This window comes from Pseudomonas sp. CLCA07, from assembly GCF_053615335.1.
The window spans coordinates 3,213,745-3,227,997 of sequence record NZ_CM132131.1 but is presented as its reverse complement, the minus strand read 5'-3'; the positions used below and the strand labels follow the sequence as shown (position 1 = coordinate 3,227,997).

Annotated in this window: 17 protein-coding genes; 9 read left to right on the top strand and 8 right to left on the bottom strand. The window is 57.6% G+C overall.

The features are described from left to right. Nucleotides 1-83 precede the first annotated feature (83 nt). The gene (trpA, locus tag ACWGZX_RS14970; RefSeq protein WP_452628854.1) at nucleotides 84-896 is read right to left on the bottom strand and encodes a tryptophan synthase subunit alpha; all 813 of its coding nucleotides are present in this window, start codon (nucleotides 894-896) and stop codon (nucleotides 84-86) included. Then, nucleotides 896-2,116: a tryptophan synthase subunit beta gene (gene trpB, locus ACWGZX_RS14965; protein WP_452628853.1), complete on the bottom strand. Its 1,221-nt coding sequence runs from the start codon at nucleotides 2,114-2,116 to the stop codon at nucleotides 896-898. The genes trpA and trpB overlap by 1 nt, the downstream gene beginning before the upstream one ends. A 126-nt stretch (nucleotides 2,117-2,242) precedes the next feature. Here trpB and ACWGZX_RS14960 point away from each other — a divergent pair, with 126 nt between their 5' ends. After that, on the top strand, nucleotides 2,243-3,136 hold the full coding sequence (locus tag ACWGZX_RS14960; protein WP_452628852.1) for a LysR family transcriptional regulator: 894 nt from the start codon (nucleotides 2,243-2,245) through the stop codon (nucleotides 3,134-3,136). On the opposite strand, the gene ACWGZX_RS14955 is transcribed toward ACWGZX_RS14960, so the two are convergent. Next, a complete protein-coding gene (locus tag ACWGZX_RS14955; RefSeq protein ID WP_223521125.1) occupies nucleotides 3,133-3,459 on the bottom strand; it encodes a DUF883 family protein in 327 nt (108 codons plus the stop codon). The two genes, ACWGZX_RS14960 and ACWGZX_RS14955, sit on opposite strands and share 4 nt — an antisense overlap. A 155-nt stretch (nucleotides 3,460-3,614) precedes the next feature. Between ACWGZX_RS14955 and ACWGZX_RS14950 the strand changes: the two genes are divergently transcribed. Further along, nucleotides 3,615-3,830 (top strand): dodecin, encoded by a 216-nt coding sequence (locus ACWGZX_RS14950; RefSeq protein ID WP_007947897.1) that lies wholly within the window; start codon nucleotides 3,615-3,617, stop codon nucleotides 3,828-3,830. Between the two features lie 122 nt (nucleotides 3,831-3,952). Further along, on the top strand, nucleotides 3,953-4,174 hold the full coding sequence (locus ACWGZX_RS14945) for a DUF1161 domain-containing protein (protein ID WP_452628851.1): 222 nt from the start codon (nucleotides 3,953-3,955) through the stop codon (nucleotides 4,172-4,174). 65 nt (nucleotides 4,175-4,239) lie between these two features. Here the strand turns inward: ACWGZX_RS14945 and ACWGZX_RS14940 are convergent, their stop codons facing one another. After that, nucleotides 4,240-5,241: an LLM class flavin-dependent oxidoreductase gene (locus tag ACWGZX_RS14940; RefSeq protein ID WP_452628850.1), complete on the bottom strand. Its 1,002-nt coding sequence runs from the start codon at nucleotides 5,239-5,241 to the stop codon at nucleotides 4,240-4,242. Nucleotides 5,242-5,478: 237 nt separating this feature from the next. Between ACWGZX_RS14940 and ACWGZX_RS14935 the strand changes: the two genes are divergently transcribed. Both ACWGZX_RS14935 and ACWGZX_RS14930 read left to right on the top strand, forming a co-directional pair. Continuing rightward, on the top strand, nucleotides 5,479-5,910 hold the full coding sequence (locus ACWGZX_RS14935; protein ID WP_452628849.1) for an OsmC family protein: 432 nt from the start codon (nucleotides 5,479-5,481) through the stop codon (nucleotides 5,908-5,910). 157 nt (nucleotides 5,911-6,067) lie between these two features. Further along, nucleotides 6,068-6,301: a DUF1161 domain-containing protein gene (locus ACWGZX_RS14930; protein WP_223521133.1), complete on the top strand. Its 234-nt coding sequence runs from the start codon at nucleotides 6,068-6,070 to the stop codon at nucleotides 6,299-6,301. A gap of 6 nt (nucleotides 6,302-6,307) precedes the next feature. On the opposite strand, the gene ACWGZX_RS14925 is transcribed toward ACWGZX_RS14930, so the two are convergent. Continuing rightward, nucleotides 6,308-6,736 carry a PA0061/PA0062 family lipoprotein gene (locus tag ACWGZX_RS14925; RefSeq protein ID WP_452628848.1) on the bottom strand — a complete coding sequence of 143 codons (429 nt, stop codon included), beginning with the start codon at nucleotides 6,734-6,736 and terminating at the stop codon, nucleotides 6,308-6,310. Nucleotides 6,737-6,777: 41 nt separating this feature from the next. Next, nucleotides 6,778-7,200 carry a PA0061/PA0062 family lipoprotein gene (locus ACWGZX_RS14920; RefSeq protein ID WP_452628847.1) on the bottom strand — a complete coding sequence of 141 codons (423 nt, stop codon included), beginning with the start codon at nucleotides 7,198-7,200 and terminating at the stop codon, nucleotides 6,778-6,780. A gap of 59 nt (nucleotides 7,201-7,259) precedes the next feature. On the opposite strand from ACWGZX_RS14920, the gene ACWGZX_RS14915 reads away from it, so the two are divergent. Continuing rightward, nucleotides 7,260-8,336, top strand: a complete 1,077-nt coding sequence (locus ACWGZX_RS14915; protein ID WP_452628846.1) for an aminopeptidase — start codon at nucleotides 7,260-7,262, stop codon at nucleotides 8,334-8,336. A gap of 105 nt (nucleotides 8,337-8,441) precedes the next feature. On the opposite strand, the gene ACWGZX_RS14910 is transcribed toward ACWGZX_RS14915, so the two are convergent. Beyond that, the gene (locus ACWGZX_RS14910; RefSeq protein WP_452628845.1) at nucleotides 8,442-9,092 is read right to left on the bottom strand and encodes an HAD family hydrolase; all 651 of its coding nucleotides are present in this window, start codon (nucleotides 9,090-9,092) and stop codon (nucleotides 8,442-8,444) included. A gap of 29 nt (nucleotides 9,093-9,121) precedes the next feature. After that, complete coding sequence (locus ACWGZX_RS14905) at nucleotides 9,122-9,667, bottom strand: gamma carbonic anhydrase family protein (protein ID WP_452628844.1); 546 nt, start codon at nucleotides 9,665-9,667, stop codon at nucleotides 9,122-9,124. An 89-nt stretch (nucleotides 9,668-9,756) separates the two neighbouring features. Between ACWGZX_RS14905 and prlC the strand changes: the two genes are divergently transcribed. The 3 genes from prlC to ACWGZX_RS14890 all read left to right on the top strand — a co-directional run bounded on the left by prlC (nucleotide 9,757) and on the right by ACWGZX_RS14890 (nucleotide 14,244). Next, nucleotides 9,757-11,808, top strand: a complete 2,052-nt coding sequence (prlC, locus tag ACWGZX_RS14900; RefSeq protein WP_452628843.1) for an oligopeptidase A — start codon at nucleotides 9,757-9,759, stop codon at nucleotides 11,806-11,808. Then, a complete protein-coding gene (locus tag ACWGZX_RS14895; RefSeq protein WP_008152496.1) occupies nucleotides 11,805-12,092 on the top strand; it encodes a YheV family putative zinc ribbon protein in 288 nt (95 codons plus the stop codon). Before prlC ends, ACWGZX_RS14895 begins: the two co-directional genes overlap by 4 nt. Nucleotides 12,093-12,204: 112 nt before the next feature. Next, nucleotides 12,205-14,244, top strand: coding sequence for a M3 family metallopeptidase (locus ACWGZX_RS14890; RefSeq protein ID WP_452628842.1), 2,040 nt, complete (start codon nucleotides 12,205-12,207; stop codon nucleotides 14,242-14,244). Nucleotides 14,245-14,253 lie beyond the last annotated feature (9 nt).

Below are 14,253 nucleotides of genomic sequence, written 5' to 3'. Positions count from 1 at the left end.
TCAGAACACAGTTCTGAAGCCCTCGGTCTTGCTGTTTAGTCTGTGCCGCGAGGCTCTAATTCCGCTGTATCAGGAACTGAACTTCAGCTGACTCGCGCTTGGCGCACGCCTTCTGCCAGCGCCGCGCAAAGGCTCAGTACGCCGTCAATTGCCTGATCCGGTGTCGATGCGTTGGCGATGTGATCGATCAACGCCGACCCCACAACAACACCATCAGCCAGACGAGCAATGGAAGCCGCCTGCTCCGGAGTACGAATGCCGAAACCGATGCTGATCGGCAAATCAGTGTGGCGACGCAAACGGGCAACCGCCTCTTCAACGTGTTCCAGAGTCGCCGCCCCTGCGCCGGTCACACCAGCAACCGACACGTAGTAAACAAAACCGGAGCTGCCGTTCAGGACGGTCGGAAGACGCACGTCATCGGTGGTCGGGGTGGTCAGGCGGATGAAATCCAGGCCCGCTGCCTGAGCCGGTTCGCACAACTCGCCGTTATGTTCCGGGGGCAAGTCGACCACGATCAGACCATCAACGCCGGCCTCTTTGGCATCGGCGATGAAGCGCGGCACGCCGTACATGTGGATCGGGTTGAAATAACCCATCAGTACCAGCGGAGTCTCGCTGTTGCCTTCACGGAACTCGCGAACCATTTGCAAGGTTTTCGCCAGGTTCTGTTTGGCGCCCAAAGCGCGAATGTTGGCCAGCTGGATCGCCGGACCATCGGCCATCGGATCGGTGAAGGGCATGCCCAACTCGATCACGTCGGCGCCAGCCGCGGGCAAGCCTTTAAGGATCGCCAGGGAAGTGTCATAGCTCGGGTCGCCAGCAGTGACGAAGGTCACCAGGGCGGCGCGATTCTGTTCCTTGAGTTCGGCAAAGCGCGTTTGCAGGCGGCTCATCAGTGTTTCTCCTGCTTAGATTGTTCCATGTGGTGCATCACGGTTTGCATGTCTTTGTCGCCACGACCGGACAGGTTGACCACCATCAAGTGATCTTTCGGCAGGGTCGGCGCGCGTTTAAACACTTCGGCCAGGGCGTGGGCGCTTTCCAGTGCAGGAATAATCCCTTCCAGACGGCAGCATTTGTGGAACGCGTCGAGGGCTTCGTCGTCGGTTACCGAGGTGTACTGAACGCGACCGATGTCATGCAACCAAGCGTGTTCCGGACCGATGCCTGGATAGTCGAGGCCGGCGGAAATCGAGTGGGCGTCGATGATCTGGCCATCGTCGTCCTGCAACAGGAACGTACGGTTACCGTGCAGCACGCCCGGTACGCCGCCGTTCAAGCTGGCCGCGTGCTTGCCGGTTTCGATACCGTAACCGGCGGCTTCCACGCCGATGATCTCGACGCTTTTGTCGTCAAGGAACGGGTGAAACAGGCCCATGGCGTTGGAGCCCCCGCCGATGCATGCCACCAGGCTGTCCGGCAGACGGCCTTCCTGAGCTTGCAGTTGATCGCGGGTTTCCTTGCCGATAACCGCCTGGAAGTCGCGAACCATGGCTGGATAAGGGTGCGGACCGGCCACAGTACCGATCAGATAGAAGGTGCTGTCGACGTTGGTTACCCAGTCACGCAGCGCTTCGTTCATCGCATCTTTCAGGGTGCCGGTGCCGGCCACGACCGGGATCACTTCAGCACCCAGCAGCTTCATGCGGAACACGTTGGCTTGCTGACGCTCAATGTCGGTTGTGCCCATGTAGATCACGCAGTCGAGACCGAAACGCGCCGCCACGGTGGCAGTCGCCACGCCGTGCATGCCCGCGCCGGTTTCGGCGATGATGCGTTTCTTGCCCATGCGCCGCGCCAGCAGGATCTGGCCGATGCAGTTGTTGATCTTGTGCGCGCCGGTGTGGTTCAGCTCTTCGCGCTTGAGATAAATCTTCGCGCCGCCGCAGAACTCGGTCAGACGCTCGGCGTAATACAACGGGCTTGGACGTCCGACGTAGTCACGCTGGAAGTAAGCCAATTCTTCTTTGAACGCCGGATCTTCCTTGGCCGCTTCGTATTCGCGGGCCAGGTCGAGGATCAACGGCATCAGGGTTTCGGCGACGTAGCGGCCGCCGAACGCGCCAAACAGGCCGTTGGCGTCGGGGCCGTTGCGCAGATTAGTCTGAGTCATGGGTCGCTCCGGTTGTATGGGTGAGATGATGCTTTTGAATAGTGAGTTGGCTTAACTCTACCCCTGACGCCCCGACCTGAAAACCGATAAGATCGCCACAACCTGTCAGGAAAACTCACAGATCCCATGAGTCACGACCTTCCCCCGCTGAACGCACTTCGTGCCTTCGAAGCGACTGCCCGACTGAACAGCGTCAGTCAGGCCGCCGAACAGCTGCACGTCACCCATGGCGCGGTCAGCCGGCAGCTCAAGGTGCTCGAAGAACACCTCGGCGTCAGCCTGTTCATCAAGGACGGTCGCGGCCTTAAACTCACAGATGCCGGCATTCGGTTACGTGATGCCAGCGGCGAAGCGTTTGAAAGGTTACGCACGGTGTGTGCAGAGCTGACGCAAAGCACCGCCGATGCGCCCTTCGTACTCGGTTGCTCGGGAAGTCTGCTCGCGCGCTGGTTTATTCCACGCCTGGGACGGCTGAATGCGGACCTGCCGGACTTGCGTCTGCACCTGTCAGCCGGAGAAGGTGATCTCGATCCGCGTCGACCAGGACTCGATGCGTTGCTGGTGTTTGCAGAGCCGCCATGGCCTGCGGACATGCAGGTCTATGAGTTGACCAGCGAGCGGATCGGCCCGGTCATGAGCCCGCGATTCGCCGGCTACGAAAGGTTGCAAGGCGCACCGGCCATGGCGCTGCTGAAGGAGCCATTGCTACACACCACATCACGACCCCAGGCGTGGCCGAGTTGGGCGCAGCAAAGTGGCCTCGACGCCAAGGCGTTGAAGTACGGTCAAGGGTTTGAGCATTTGTATTACTTGCTGGAAGCCGCAGTGGCCGGTCTGGGGGTGGCGATTGCACCGGAGCCGCTGGTGGCCGAAGACGTGAAGGCCGGTCGCCTGGTTGCGCCATGGGGTTTCAGTGAAACCCCGGCGCAACTGGCGTTGTGGTTACCCAAGCGTGCCGCTGACGGGCGGGCTCGGCAACTGGCGCAGTGGCTCAAGAACGAACTGCACCCAGCGGATTAATCCCCGCGTTTGCACAACAGATAGGCCGCGAGAAGGCCCAACGCACCCACGGCCACACCGGCTGTCGTCCAAGGATGTTCCTGGGCGTAGTCCCGAGTGGCGATGCCGGTTTCACGGGTTTTGACTTTGACTTCTTCGTACGCATCGCTGAGCAGATGACGCGAATGTTTCAGCGCACTTTCGGCATTGGCTTTTAAGGCTTTCAGAGTTCTACGCGACTCGTCCGAAGCATCGTCTTTCAGGCTTTCCAACGATTTCAGCAGACTCTCGATTTCGGCTTCCATGCTTTGCAAAGAAGCTTTACGTAATGAAGTGTTGGCCATGGTGGCTCTCCTGCATTGATTGAGTTGCGTGTGTTGGTTGGGACTTCAGGGGTTGGAGAAAGTGCAGTAATTCTGCACATCGCTTTTGGATTGACTGACGCAAGTAAGACTAAAAATCACTGCTAGGCTGTAATTCATACCCTGAGGAGATCGCCATGACTGACCATCACACCTACAAAAAAGTCGAACTGGTCGGCTCGTCCACCAGTAGCATTGAAGACGCCATCAATAACGCGCTGGCTGAAGCCAGCAAAAGTCTCAAGCTCATGGAATGGTTTGAAGTGACCGAAACCCGCGGGCACATCAAGGACGGCAAGGCTGCACATTTTCAGGTGACGCTCAAAGTCGGATTCCGGATTGCCAGCAGCTGAGTTTGAGCTAGTCTTCTGAAACTGCGCGCTGGCCGAGGGCCATCTGGAAAGGCAAAGCGCTACATGTGTGCATCCAGCAGATAGGTGGATGCCCCTTTTGATCCGACCAGGGAATGCGACCGATGATGAAGTTTATTTTGGCGATTGGTTTGTTGAGCCTTGCGGGTACTGCGTTTGCTAGCGCCAAGTCGTGCGAAGAGCTGAAAGCCGAAATCGCTGCGAAACTCGATGCTAAGGGCGTTGCCGGTTATGCACTGGAAATAGTCGATAAAGGTGCCGAGGCAGGCGGGAAAATTGTCGGTAAATGCGAATTTGGAACCAAGGTCATCGTCTACAAGAAGTAGACTGATCGCGCTTTAAATGAAAAAGCCGACGCAATGCGTCGGCTTTTTTGTAAGCGCTTTAAACCTCAGCCCTTCATGACCTGCGCCAACAGTTCATAGGAGTGCAGACGATCCGAATGTTCGTACAGGTCGCAGGTAAAAATCAGTTCGTCGGCCTGAGTTTGCTCGACCAGCACGTCTAGTTTGGCACGGATTTTCTGCGGGCTACCCACCATCGCCAACCCGAGGAAATCACTGACCGCTTCCCGCTCATGCGGCAGCCACAACCCGTCCATGGTTTTCACCGGCGGACGCTGAACCAGACTTTGCCCACGCATCAGCGCGAGAATCCGCTGATAGACCGACGTCGCCAAATAATCAGCCTGCTCGTCTGTATCAGCAGCCACCAGCGGCACACCGAGCATCACGTAGGGCTTATCCAATACCGCTGAAGGCTTGAAGTGATTGCGGTAAACGCGAATCGCCTCATGCATGAAACGCGGTGCGAAATGGGAGGCGAAGGCGTAGGGCAAACCACGCTCACCGGCCAGTTGTGCACTGAACAGGCTGGAGCCCAGCAACCAGACCGGGACGTTGGTGCCGGTGCCCGGCATGGCGATGATTCGCTGGTCCGGGGTGCGTGGACCGAGGTAGCGCATCAATTCGGCCACGTCTTCCGGAAAGTCGTCGGCACTGCCGGAACGTTCACGACGCAGCGCGCGGGCAGTCATTTGATCAGAACCGGGCGCGCGGCCCAGGCCCAGGTCGATACGCCCCGGGTACAGACTTTCCAGGGTGCCGAACTGCTCGGCGATCACCAGCGGCGCGTGGTTAGGCAGCATCACGCCACCTGAACCGACCCGAATGGTCGTGGTACCGCCTGCCAGATAGCCAAGCAACACAGAAGTCGCGGAGCTGGCGATGCCGTCCATGTTGTGGTGCTCGGCGACCCAGAAGCGGTTGTAGCCGAATTTTTCGACGTGCTGCGCCAGGTCCAGGGAATTGCGCAGCGACTGAGCTGCGCTGCCGTTCTCGCGCACAGGCACCAGATCAAGGGTCGAGAACTTGATGTCGGACAGTCGTTTCATAAACCTGCTTCTCCAATTGAGGTCGCAGGTTTTTTATTGCAAACGAAAACCTGCCGAATCCATAAGCGTGCTTCATGCAATGAGGGCATATACCCGAGTTTCAATAGCCAAGCCAAAAAAACCTACGAAAACGGTAGGACTAATGAGATCAGGTGAACTTTGCACCAGCGGCTATCCTCAGAACCCTGTAACCGAAAACCACGAAGGCGCTTCGCGCCGGATCTTGAGGAGGCAGATATGGCTATTACGAAGAAAGCATCGGCTCATTGGGAAGGTGACCTGAAAACCGGCATTGGCTCGATCTCCACTGAAACCGGCGTGCTCAGAGAAGCACCTTACGGCTTCAAAGCGCGTTTCGAGGGCGGCAAAGGCACCAATCCGGAAGAGCTGATCGGCGCCGCCCATGCGGGGTGCTTCTCCATGGCATTTTCAATGATTCTTGGTGATGCCGGTCTCAAGGCTGACAGCATCGATACCCATGCCGAAGTCACCCTGGATCAGGTGGACAGTGGTTTTGCGATCACGGCCGTGAAGTTGATCCTCAAGGCGAAAATCCCCGGGGCGACTCAGGCGCAGTTTGAGGAATTGAGCAACAAAGCCAAAGAAGGCTGCCCGGTTTCCAAAGTGTTGAATGCGAAAATCAGTCTGGATGCGACATTGCTCAGCTGATCACAGCGTTTGCAGTCACCTGGAAAAGATCGCAGTCTGAAGCAGGCAGCGGTCTTTTTTTGCGCCCGGACAAAACCTGACCAGCCAAATTGTGGTCGAATAAATGACAGCAGTGAAAGCGTATTACCCTGCGCGCTGCCTCAAAGGAGCTTCAACCATGAAACGTTTTACCTTGGCGGTTATCTGTTGCGCATTGGCCACATCGGCCCTCGCAGCACCGAAACCCTGTGAAGAACTCAAGGCCGAGATCGAAGCCAAGATCCAGGCCCAAAGGGTTTCGTCCTACACCCTGGAAATCGTCACCAATGACGAAGTCCACGATCAGAACATGGTCGTAGGCTCATGCGAAAACGGCACCAAGAAAATCATCTATCAGAAAAATGACCGCTGATTCGCCTCACAGGCAATAGGACTCGCTGTCTTCAGCGACGATCTCGCGTTTGGCGTTGTACAACCGGGCGCCGGGGATAAACGCTATGGACTGCCCGACCAGCAAATAACGCTGGCCGGCTTCGAAATGATCGTACTTGATGGTCAGGTAGCACAACCGTTCCGATGGACCGCCCATCATCCCCATGTCCCCACCCCCACCCCCACCGGGAACTTGAAAATCGAATCGGACGAGCAGCACATGCCTGCCAGGCATGACCTGGAAAAAACGTCCGTCGTTCAACCGCTGATTGTCCAGTCGCTCAGCCATCAACAACGTGTCGTTAGGGAATGGTACAGAAAAATCGACCCACGCCATCTGCGGATCAACCGGCGGCAACGGGCTCTGACAGCCAGCAACTGCACTGGCGGCTAACAACAGCATCAACCTGCGCATGATGAATGTCCCAATGATTTGGTCATTCAGCATAACGCTGATCAGGTGCCTTGGCAGCCTGCCGGTGTGCCTTGGCCAATCACTTTTCGTTGTTGGTTATAGAGTTTTGCCCACGGCCGAAAGCCGATATTCCCCGCTTGCAGCTGATAGCGCTCACCGGCGTTGAATTCGTTGTATTTCACGTTTAACTGACAGTCACGCCACAGCGTCTCGGCATCCGGGCCGATATTGGTCGGCTGGACCGGGAACTGATAACGCACCGTCAGCTCATGACTGCCCGGCGGCACCTGAAAATAGCGTTTGTCGGTAGCGGCTTTATCGTCGACTTCAAACGCCTGCAGCGTCGTGTCTTCCTGCTGAGAGTCCAGGTCGATCCACGCTTGCGACGGGTCATGGAAGGGCAGTCCAAATCCAGCACAGCCCGTCAGCATCAACAGGGCCCCCGTCAGCATCAACTTGTGCATAGCGCAGCTCCGGTCAGGCGGGATAGTCTTGCGGCAGACTTTCCAGGGATGATTTTATTTTGATCAGGCCGTTTCCAAGCCTTGGGTTACTTGATCGCGTTTTCCGCGTTTTGTTTCCGGGTGTGTTGCTTTTGTTACTCAACGGTTGCGCCAGCGTCAGCTATTACGGCCAGTTGGCCAGTGGCCAACTGCAACTGCTGCAGGCTCGTGAGCCGGTGTCCGAGGTGGTTGCCGATCCCTCCCGCGATCAGAAACTGCGCGCGCATCTGGCGCAGTCACAAAAAGCCCGGACATTCGCCAGCGAGCATCTGCACCTGCCAGACAACCAAAGCTACCGGCTGTATGCCGACATTGGTCGGCGGTACGTAGTCTGGAACGTCTTCGTCACGCCGGAGTTTTCCCTGACGCCGCAGAACCATTGCTTCCCGATCGCTGGGTGTGTCGCCTATCGCGGTTACTACAGCCAGAGCGCCGCCCGCGGCGAGGCAGCCGTGCAGCGCCTGCAAGGAATGGACGTGTCGATTGGCGGCGTCGAGGCCTACTCAACGCTCGGCTGGTTCAACGATCCGATCATCAGCTCGATGATGGGCTGGGGCGATGAACGGTTGGCGACGCTGATTTTCCATGAGCTGGCGCATCAACGTATTTATGTAAAGGACGACACTGAGTTCAACGAGTCTTTCGCCACCTTCGTCGAACAGGAAGGCACGCGCCAATGGCGTGCATCCCGCAGCTTGGCGCCGGACAACGGCGCACAGGCACAGCGACGGGATCAATTCACTCAACTGGTGCTGGACACTCGCACGCGCCTTGAAAAGCTTTACGCCCTGCCATTGCCCGCGGATCAAATGCGCCAGCGCAAGGCCGCCGAGTTCGAGCGGCTGCGCAGCGAATACCGGCATTTACGCGATAGCCAATGGGCTGGGGACAGACGCTATGACGCCTGGATCAACGCGCCGATGAACAATGCCCGGCTGTTGCCGTTTGGGTTGTATGACCAATGGGTGCCGGCGTTTACCGCATTATTCAGGCAAGAGGGTGGGGATTGGGTGAGGTTTTATGCGGCGACCGAGAAGCTGGGGGCATTGCCGGTTGGAGAGCGCAAGGCGAAGCTGAAGGCTCTGTCACAGTCGTAGAATTTAATGGCTGAACTGGCCTCATCGCTGGCAAGCCCGCTCCCACAATGGACCTGTATTTACAAATTTAATGTGGGAGCGGGCTTGCCCGCGATGGCGATTTGATTAGCGCCGCAAAAAAGCCTGATGCATCTCATCCAGCGTTTCAAAGTGATAGGTCGGCGCTTCTGCGCTCAGCTCTTCGTGGCTGCCAAATCCATAACCCACCGCCACCGAGTCCAGCCCATTACTGCGCGCACCGATCAGGTCATGCTTACGATCACCGATCATCAGGGTGTTGGCAGGATCGAGACCTTCTTCAGCCATCAGATGTGCAATCAACTCGACCTTATTTGTACGCGTGCCATCCAGCTCACTGCCGTAAATCACTTTGAAGTGTTTGGCGAAGTCAAAATGCCGGGCGATTTCCCGGGCGAATACCCATGGTTTGGACGTCGCGATGTACAACTGCCGCCCTTGGCCACTCAGGGTTTCCAACAGCGGCGTGACGCCGTCGAACACGCGGTTCTCGTACAGACCGGTGACCTTGAAGCGTTCGCGATAAAAATTCACCGCTTCCCAGGCCTTGGGCTCATCGAAGTCGTAAAACTGCATGAACGCCTGCAACAGCGGCGGGCCGATGAAGTGTTCCAACCTGGTCAGGTCGGGTTCATCGATGCCCAGTTTGCTCAGGGCGAACTGGATCGAACGCGTGATGCCTTCGCGCGGGTCCGTCAACGTGCCATCGAGGTCGAATAAAACGGTTTGGTAATGCATGACTATTCCTGGGCAATAACGGGACGGGGTCAGAGCTGGTCGTAACCTTCCGCCAGATGCAGATCCTTGAGCTTCACGTAATTCGCCGCACTGTAGGTGAAAAAGGCCTTTTCCTTGTCAGTCAGCGGGCGGATCTGTTTCACCGGGCTGCCCACATAGAGGAAGCCGCTTTCCAGGCGTTTGCCCGGCGGCACCAGACTGCCAGCGCCGATGATCACCTCATTCTCGACCACCGCACCGTCCATGACGATGCTGCCCATGCCGATCAGAACCCGGCTGCCCACGCTGCAACCGTGAAGCATGACTTTATGCGCAATGGTCACATCGTCGCCGATCAGCAACGGAAAGCCATCGGGGTTGAACGGGCCGGCATGGGTGATGTGCAGCACGCAGCCGTCCTGAACACTGGTGCGCGCACCGATGCGAATGCGGTGCATGTCGCCGCGGATCACCGTCAGCGGCCAGACAGAGCTGTCTTCGCCGATTTCTACGTCGCCGATCACCACCGCCGAGCCGTCGACAAAAGCGCCTTTGCCCAGGAACGGCGTGTGGTTCTGATACTTGCGAAGGGTCACGATAGGGTTTCTCTCTGTTGCTGATAGCTGCGGTGAGCGTCGATTGTAATTAAGATGGCCGCATGTTTCTTCCAGCCAAGGTGTCAACCGTGAGCGTGAACAACCCTCTTTTGCAGTCCTATGACCTGCCGCCGTTCTCGGCGATCCGTGCCGAACACGTGCAACCGGCCATTGAACAGATCCTGGCTGACAACCGCGCCGCCATTATCGAGATCCTCAAGACTCAGGGCAAACAACCGACCTGGGCCGGCCTGGTACTGGCGATGGACGAGCTCAATGATCGCCTGGGATCTGCCTGGAGCCCGGTCAGCCACCTGAATGCCGTGTGCAACAGCGCTGAATTGCGTGAAGCCTACGAATCCTGCCTGCCGGCCTTGAGCGCCTACTCCACCGAGTTGGGCCAGAACCGCGAATTGTTCGAAGCCTTCGAAGCCTTGGCCAACAACCCGGAATCCGCCGGCTTCGATGTGGCGCAGAAAACTATCCTGGAACACTCCCTGCGTGACTTCCGTCTGTCGGGTATTGACCTGCCGGAAGCCGAGCAAAAACGTTACGCCGAAGTCCAAAGCAAACTCTCGGAACTGGGCAGCCGCTTCTCCAACCAGCTGCTCGACGCTACTCAGGCCTGGACCAGGCACGTCACCGATGAAGCTACCCTCGCCGGCCTGACCGATTCCGCCAAGGCGCAAATGGCTGCTGCTGCACAGGCCAAGGGTCTGGAAGGCTTTCTGATTACCCTGGAATTCCCGAGTTACTACGCGGTGATGACCTACGCCCACGACCGTGCCCTGCGCGAAGAAGTCTACGCCGCCTACTGCACCCGTGCGTCGGACCAGGGTCCGAATGCCGGACAGAACGATAACGGCCCGGTCATGGAAGAAATCCTCGACCTGCGCCAGGAACTGGCCAAGCTATTGGGTTTCACCAGTTTCTCCGAGCTCAGTCTGGCCACCAAAATGGCCGAGTCCAGCGATCAGGTGCTGGGTTTCCTGCGCGACCTGGCCAAGCGCAGCAAGCCGTTTGCAGCACAGGACCTGGAACAACTCAAAGCCTACGCCGCCGAACAAGGCTGCCCGGACCTGCAAAGCTGGGACAGCGGTTTCTACGGCGAGAAACTTCGCGAACAGCGTTACAGCGTGGCTCAGGAAGCCCTGCGCGCCTACTTCCCGATCGACAAGGTGTTGGGCGGCTTGTTCGCCATCGTTCAGCGTCTGTATGGCATCGAGATCGCCGAACAGAAAGGCTTCGACACCTGGCACCCGGATGTTCGCCTGTTTGAAATCAAGGAAAACGGCCAGCATGTCGGCCGTTTCTTCTTCGACCTTTACGCCCGCGCCAACAAACGTGGCGGTGCGTGGATGGACGGCGCCCGCGACCGTCGCCGCACGGCTGAAGGCTCGTTGCAAAACCCGGTGGCCAATCTGGTGTGCAACTTCACCCCGGCCGACAGCGGCAAGCCTGCGCTGCTGACCCACGATGAAGTCACCACCCTGTTCCACGAGTTCGGTCACGGCCTGCATCACCTGCTGACCCGCGTCGAACACGCGGGCGTCTCCGGCATCAACGGCGTGGCCTGGGATGCGGTCGAACTGCCGAGCCAGTTCATGGAAAACTGGTGCTGGGAGCCGGAAGGCCTGGCGCTGATCTCCGGTCATTACGAAACCGGCGAGCCACTGCCTCAAGACCTGCTGCAGAAAATGCTCGCGGCGAAAAACTTCCAGTCCGGCCTGATGATGGTGCGTCAGCTGGAGTTCTCGCTGTTCGACTTCGAACTGCACGCCACCCACGGCGATGGTCGTAGCGTGGCGCAGGTGCTTGAAGGCGTGCGTGATGAGGTGTCGGTCATGCGTCCACCGGCCTACAACCGTTTTCCGAACAGCTTTGCGCATATCTTCGCCGGCGGTTACGCGGCGGGTTACTACAGCTACAAATGGGCCGAAGTGCTGTCGGCCGATGCGTTCTCGAAGTTCGAAGAAGACGGCGTGCTCAATGCCGAGACCGGTCGCGCATTCCGCGAAGCCATTCTGGCGCGCGGTGGCTCCCAGGAACCGATGGTGCTGTTCGTCGACTTCCGTGGCCGTGAACCCTCGATTGACGCACTCTTGCGCCACAGCGGCCTGAGTGAGGACGCGGCAGCATGAGCGAGGGGCCTGTGATTACCAAAAAACGCTTTATCGCCGGGGCGGTCTGCCCGGCGTGCAGCGAACCGGACAAGTTGATGATGTGGAACGAAGACGAAGTCCCACACCGCGAGTGCGTGGCCTGCGGTTATTCCGACACATTGAATGAACAAGGTCTGTCCGTGCCCAAGGAATTGGGTACGCGGGTCAATACTTCGGCGCTGAAAGTGCCGGATGCCAAGGTTCAGGCCGTGCAGTTCTTCCCGAACCCGAAGCTGAAGAAAAAGCCTGACGAGCAACATTGAGTCAAAAACCGCCTTCCACTCCTGAGCGGGTGGAAGGTGGTATCTATCTACCACCTTTTACCCGCGCTTCCTTTGTAGGCTGATCCAAATCAGCTGCTATCAAGGAAGACCCATGCCCGACACCAACCCGCTTTTACAGACCTGGACGCTGCCACCCTGGTCAGCAATCCGCGCCGAGCATCTTGTGCCGGCCATCGAAACAATCATTGCCGACAACCGTCGGGCCCTGACCGAAATCATCGCCTCCCAGGCCGCACTCCCTACCTGGGATGATCTGGTGCTGGCTGTCGATGCGCTCGATGCACAACTGGATGAAGCGATGGGCCTCATCGAAACCCTCTCGATGGTGAAACACGATATTGCCTGGACCACAGTAAGCGCTGTGTGCAGTAACGCCGTGGAGCATTACAAGTCCGAGAAAATGAGCAATCGGGCGTTATTTGGTGCTTACCAGCGCTTGGCATCAAGTTCGATTGCCCGCAGTTTCGATGAGTCCCGCAACACCTCTCTGGCCAAGATCCTTCGCGAATTTCGCCTGTCGGGGATCGACTTGCCCATTGAGCCTCAACAGAAACTGATTCGGCTGAACCTCCACATCCGTGCTCTCGAAAAGGTGTTCCTCAGTCATCTGGAAAGCGCCAGCGCAGCATGGAGCAAACACGTCGAAGACGCTGCGCTTCTCGAGGGACTAGCCCCGACAGTAAAGGACCGACTGGCGCTCATAGCCAAACAGGCAGGCCTTGAAGGCTGGTTGATACGCCTGGATCAGAACACCTACCATCAAATCATGACGTACGCCGAAAACCGGGGGCTGCGCGAGGAATGCTTTGTTGCTTACTCCACACGGGCGTCTGATCAAGGCCCGCATGCCGACCGATACGATAATGGTCCGGTACTGGCGCTGCTACTTTCACTGCGTCATCAAAAAGCTGAATTGCTCGGGTTCGAGAGTTTCGTGCAACTGCGCCTGGTAACAGAAATGGCCGAGTCCGCCGCACACGTCAGTGGTTTTCTGCGGCGACAAGTGGATCTCGCAGCACCTGCCCTTGCACAGGATGCACAGGCGCTTCAAGCATTTGCACTTGAGCGGGGAATGTCGGAGATACACGCATGGGATCACGACTTTCTCGCCGAACAACTACGCCAACACCGTTTCGGTGAATCCCTGAAAAATCTGCGGGACTACTTCCCGTTGGAAGGAACCGTGAGACGACTCTGCTTATTCAGCGAACGCATGTTCGCAATCCAGATCGTCGAGCAGAGCACATTCAGCCGCTGGCATGACGATGTGCGCCTGTTTGAAGTCAGCGAGCATGGCCAGGTAATCGGGCATATTTATCTGGATCCTTACCACCGCCAGGAAGCCCCCGACTTTGCCGGGACGACCACGCTGCGAAATCGACGAGTAAATGACGAAGGCCGCCCGGTGCTACCGATAGCCCTTCTCTACAGTAATTTCACCCCCGGGACTCACGAACATCCGTGCCTGCTTGAGCACAACGATTTACGAGTTCTTTTCCATGAGTTCGGTCATTGCTTGCAGCACGTTTTGACGCGTTCGCCACATCACAACCTTTCCGGGATTTCTCAACTGGGACGCGACAGTGCGGAATTCGCGGGGCAGTTATTCGAGCATTGGTGCCTGTCACGGGAGTTTCTGTTGTGGCTGGCCGCTCACTACCAAACCGGTGAGCGCTTGACCGAAACGCGGGGCGACGCTGCACTTGCATCTATTCAAACCCAGACCAGCCGACAAACTGCAATCCAGTTGCTGGGCGCGCTGCTCGACTTCGAATTGCATCGTGGCCCAGGCGATAGCCGAAGCGTTCAGCAGATATTTGATGAGGTTCACCGCGAGATTCCCCATGTGCAACTGCCCTCTTACTGCAGATTCGCCAACGGCTTTGACTACATAGTGACCGGTTATGAGGCCTCTTTTTATGCCTACAAATGGTCAGGCGTCCTGGCGAACGAGGCGTTCAAACGATTTCAGCAGGATTGGGTCTTCAACGCGCAAACAGGCCGAGCCTTTCGCGAAGCTTTTTTTTCGCCAGGCGATTCGCGTACCTTGTTAACTGCTCTGGAAGCATTTCTTGAGCGGCCGATCTCCGAGGATCTTTTCGCGCCCTTGCCAGAAATTGTTGAGTCCTGACGCTACGGC

Bases quoted from the DNA above. Each gene is read 5' to 3' on its own strand.
- trpA (WP_452628854.1), bottom strand. From the start codon at position 896: ATGAGCCGCCTGCAAACGCGCTTTGCCGAACTCAAGGAACAGAATCGC.
- ACWGZX_RS14920 (WP_452628847.1), bottom strand. From the start codon at position 7,200: ATGCACAAGTTGATGCTGACGGGGGCCCTGTTGATGCTGACGGGCTGT.
- ACWGZX_RS14910 (WP_452628845.1), bottom strand. From the start codon at position 9,092: ATGCATTACCAAACCGTTTTATTCGACCTCGATGGCACGTTGACGGAC.
- ACWGZX_RS14925 (WP_452628848.1), bottom strand. From the start codon at position 6,736: ATGCGCAGGTTGATGCTGTTGTTAGCCGCCAGTGCAGTTGCTGGCTGT.
- ACWGZX_RS14955 (WP_223521125.1), bottom strand. From the start codon at position 3,459: ATGGCCAACACTTCATTACGTAAAGCTTCTTTGCAAAGCATGGAAGCC.
- ACWGZX_RS14930 (WP_223521133.1), top strand. From the start codon at position 6,068: ATGAAACGTTTTACCTTGGCGGTTATCTGTTGCGCATTGGCCACATCG.
- ACWGZX_RS14940 (WP_452628850.1), bottom strand. From the start codon at position 5,241: ATGAAACGACTGTCCGACATCAAGTTCTCGACCCTTGATCTGGTGCCT.
- ACWGZX_RS14950 (WP_007947897.1), top strand. From the start codon at position 3,615: ATGACTGACCATCACACCTACAAAAAAGTCGAACTGGTCGGCTCGTCC.
- ACWGZX_RS14945 (WP_452628851.1), top strand. From the start codon at position 3,953: ATGATGAAGTTTATTTTGGCGATTGGTTTGTTGAGCCTTGCGGGTACT.
- trpB (WP_452628853.1), bottom strand. From the start codon at position 2,116: ATGACTCAGACTAATCTGCGCAACGGCCCCGACGCCAACGGCCTGTTT.
- ACWGZX_RS14935 (WP_452628849.1), top strand. From the start codon at position 5,479: ATGGCTATTACGAAGAAAGCATCGGCTCATTGGGAAGGTGACCTGAAA.
- ACWGZX_RS14895 (WP_008152496.1), top strand. From the start codon at position 11,805: ATGAGCGAGGGGCCTGTGATTACCAAAAAACGCTTTATCGCCGGGGCG.
- ACWGZX_RS14960 (WP_452628852.1), top strand. From the start codon at position 2,243: ATGAGTCACGACCTTCCCCCGCTGAACGCACTTCGTGCCTTCGAAGCG.
- ACWGZX_RS14890 (WP_452628842.1), top strand. From the start codon at position 12,205: ATGCCCGACACCAACCCGCTTTTACAGACCTGGACGCTGCCACCCTGG.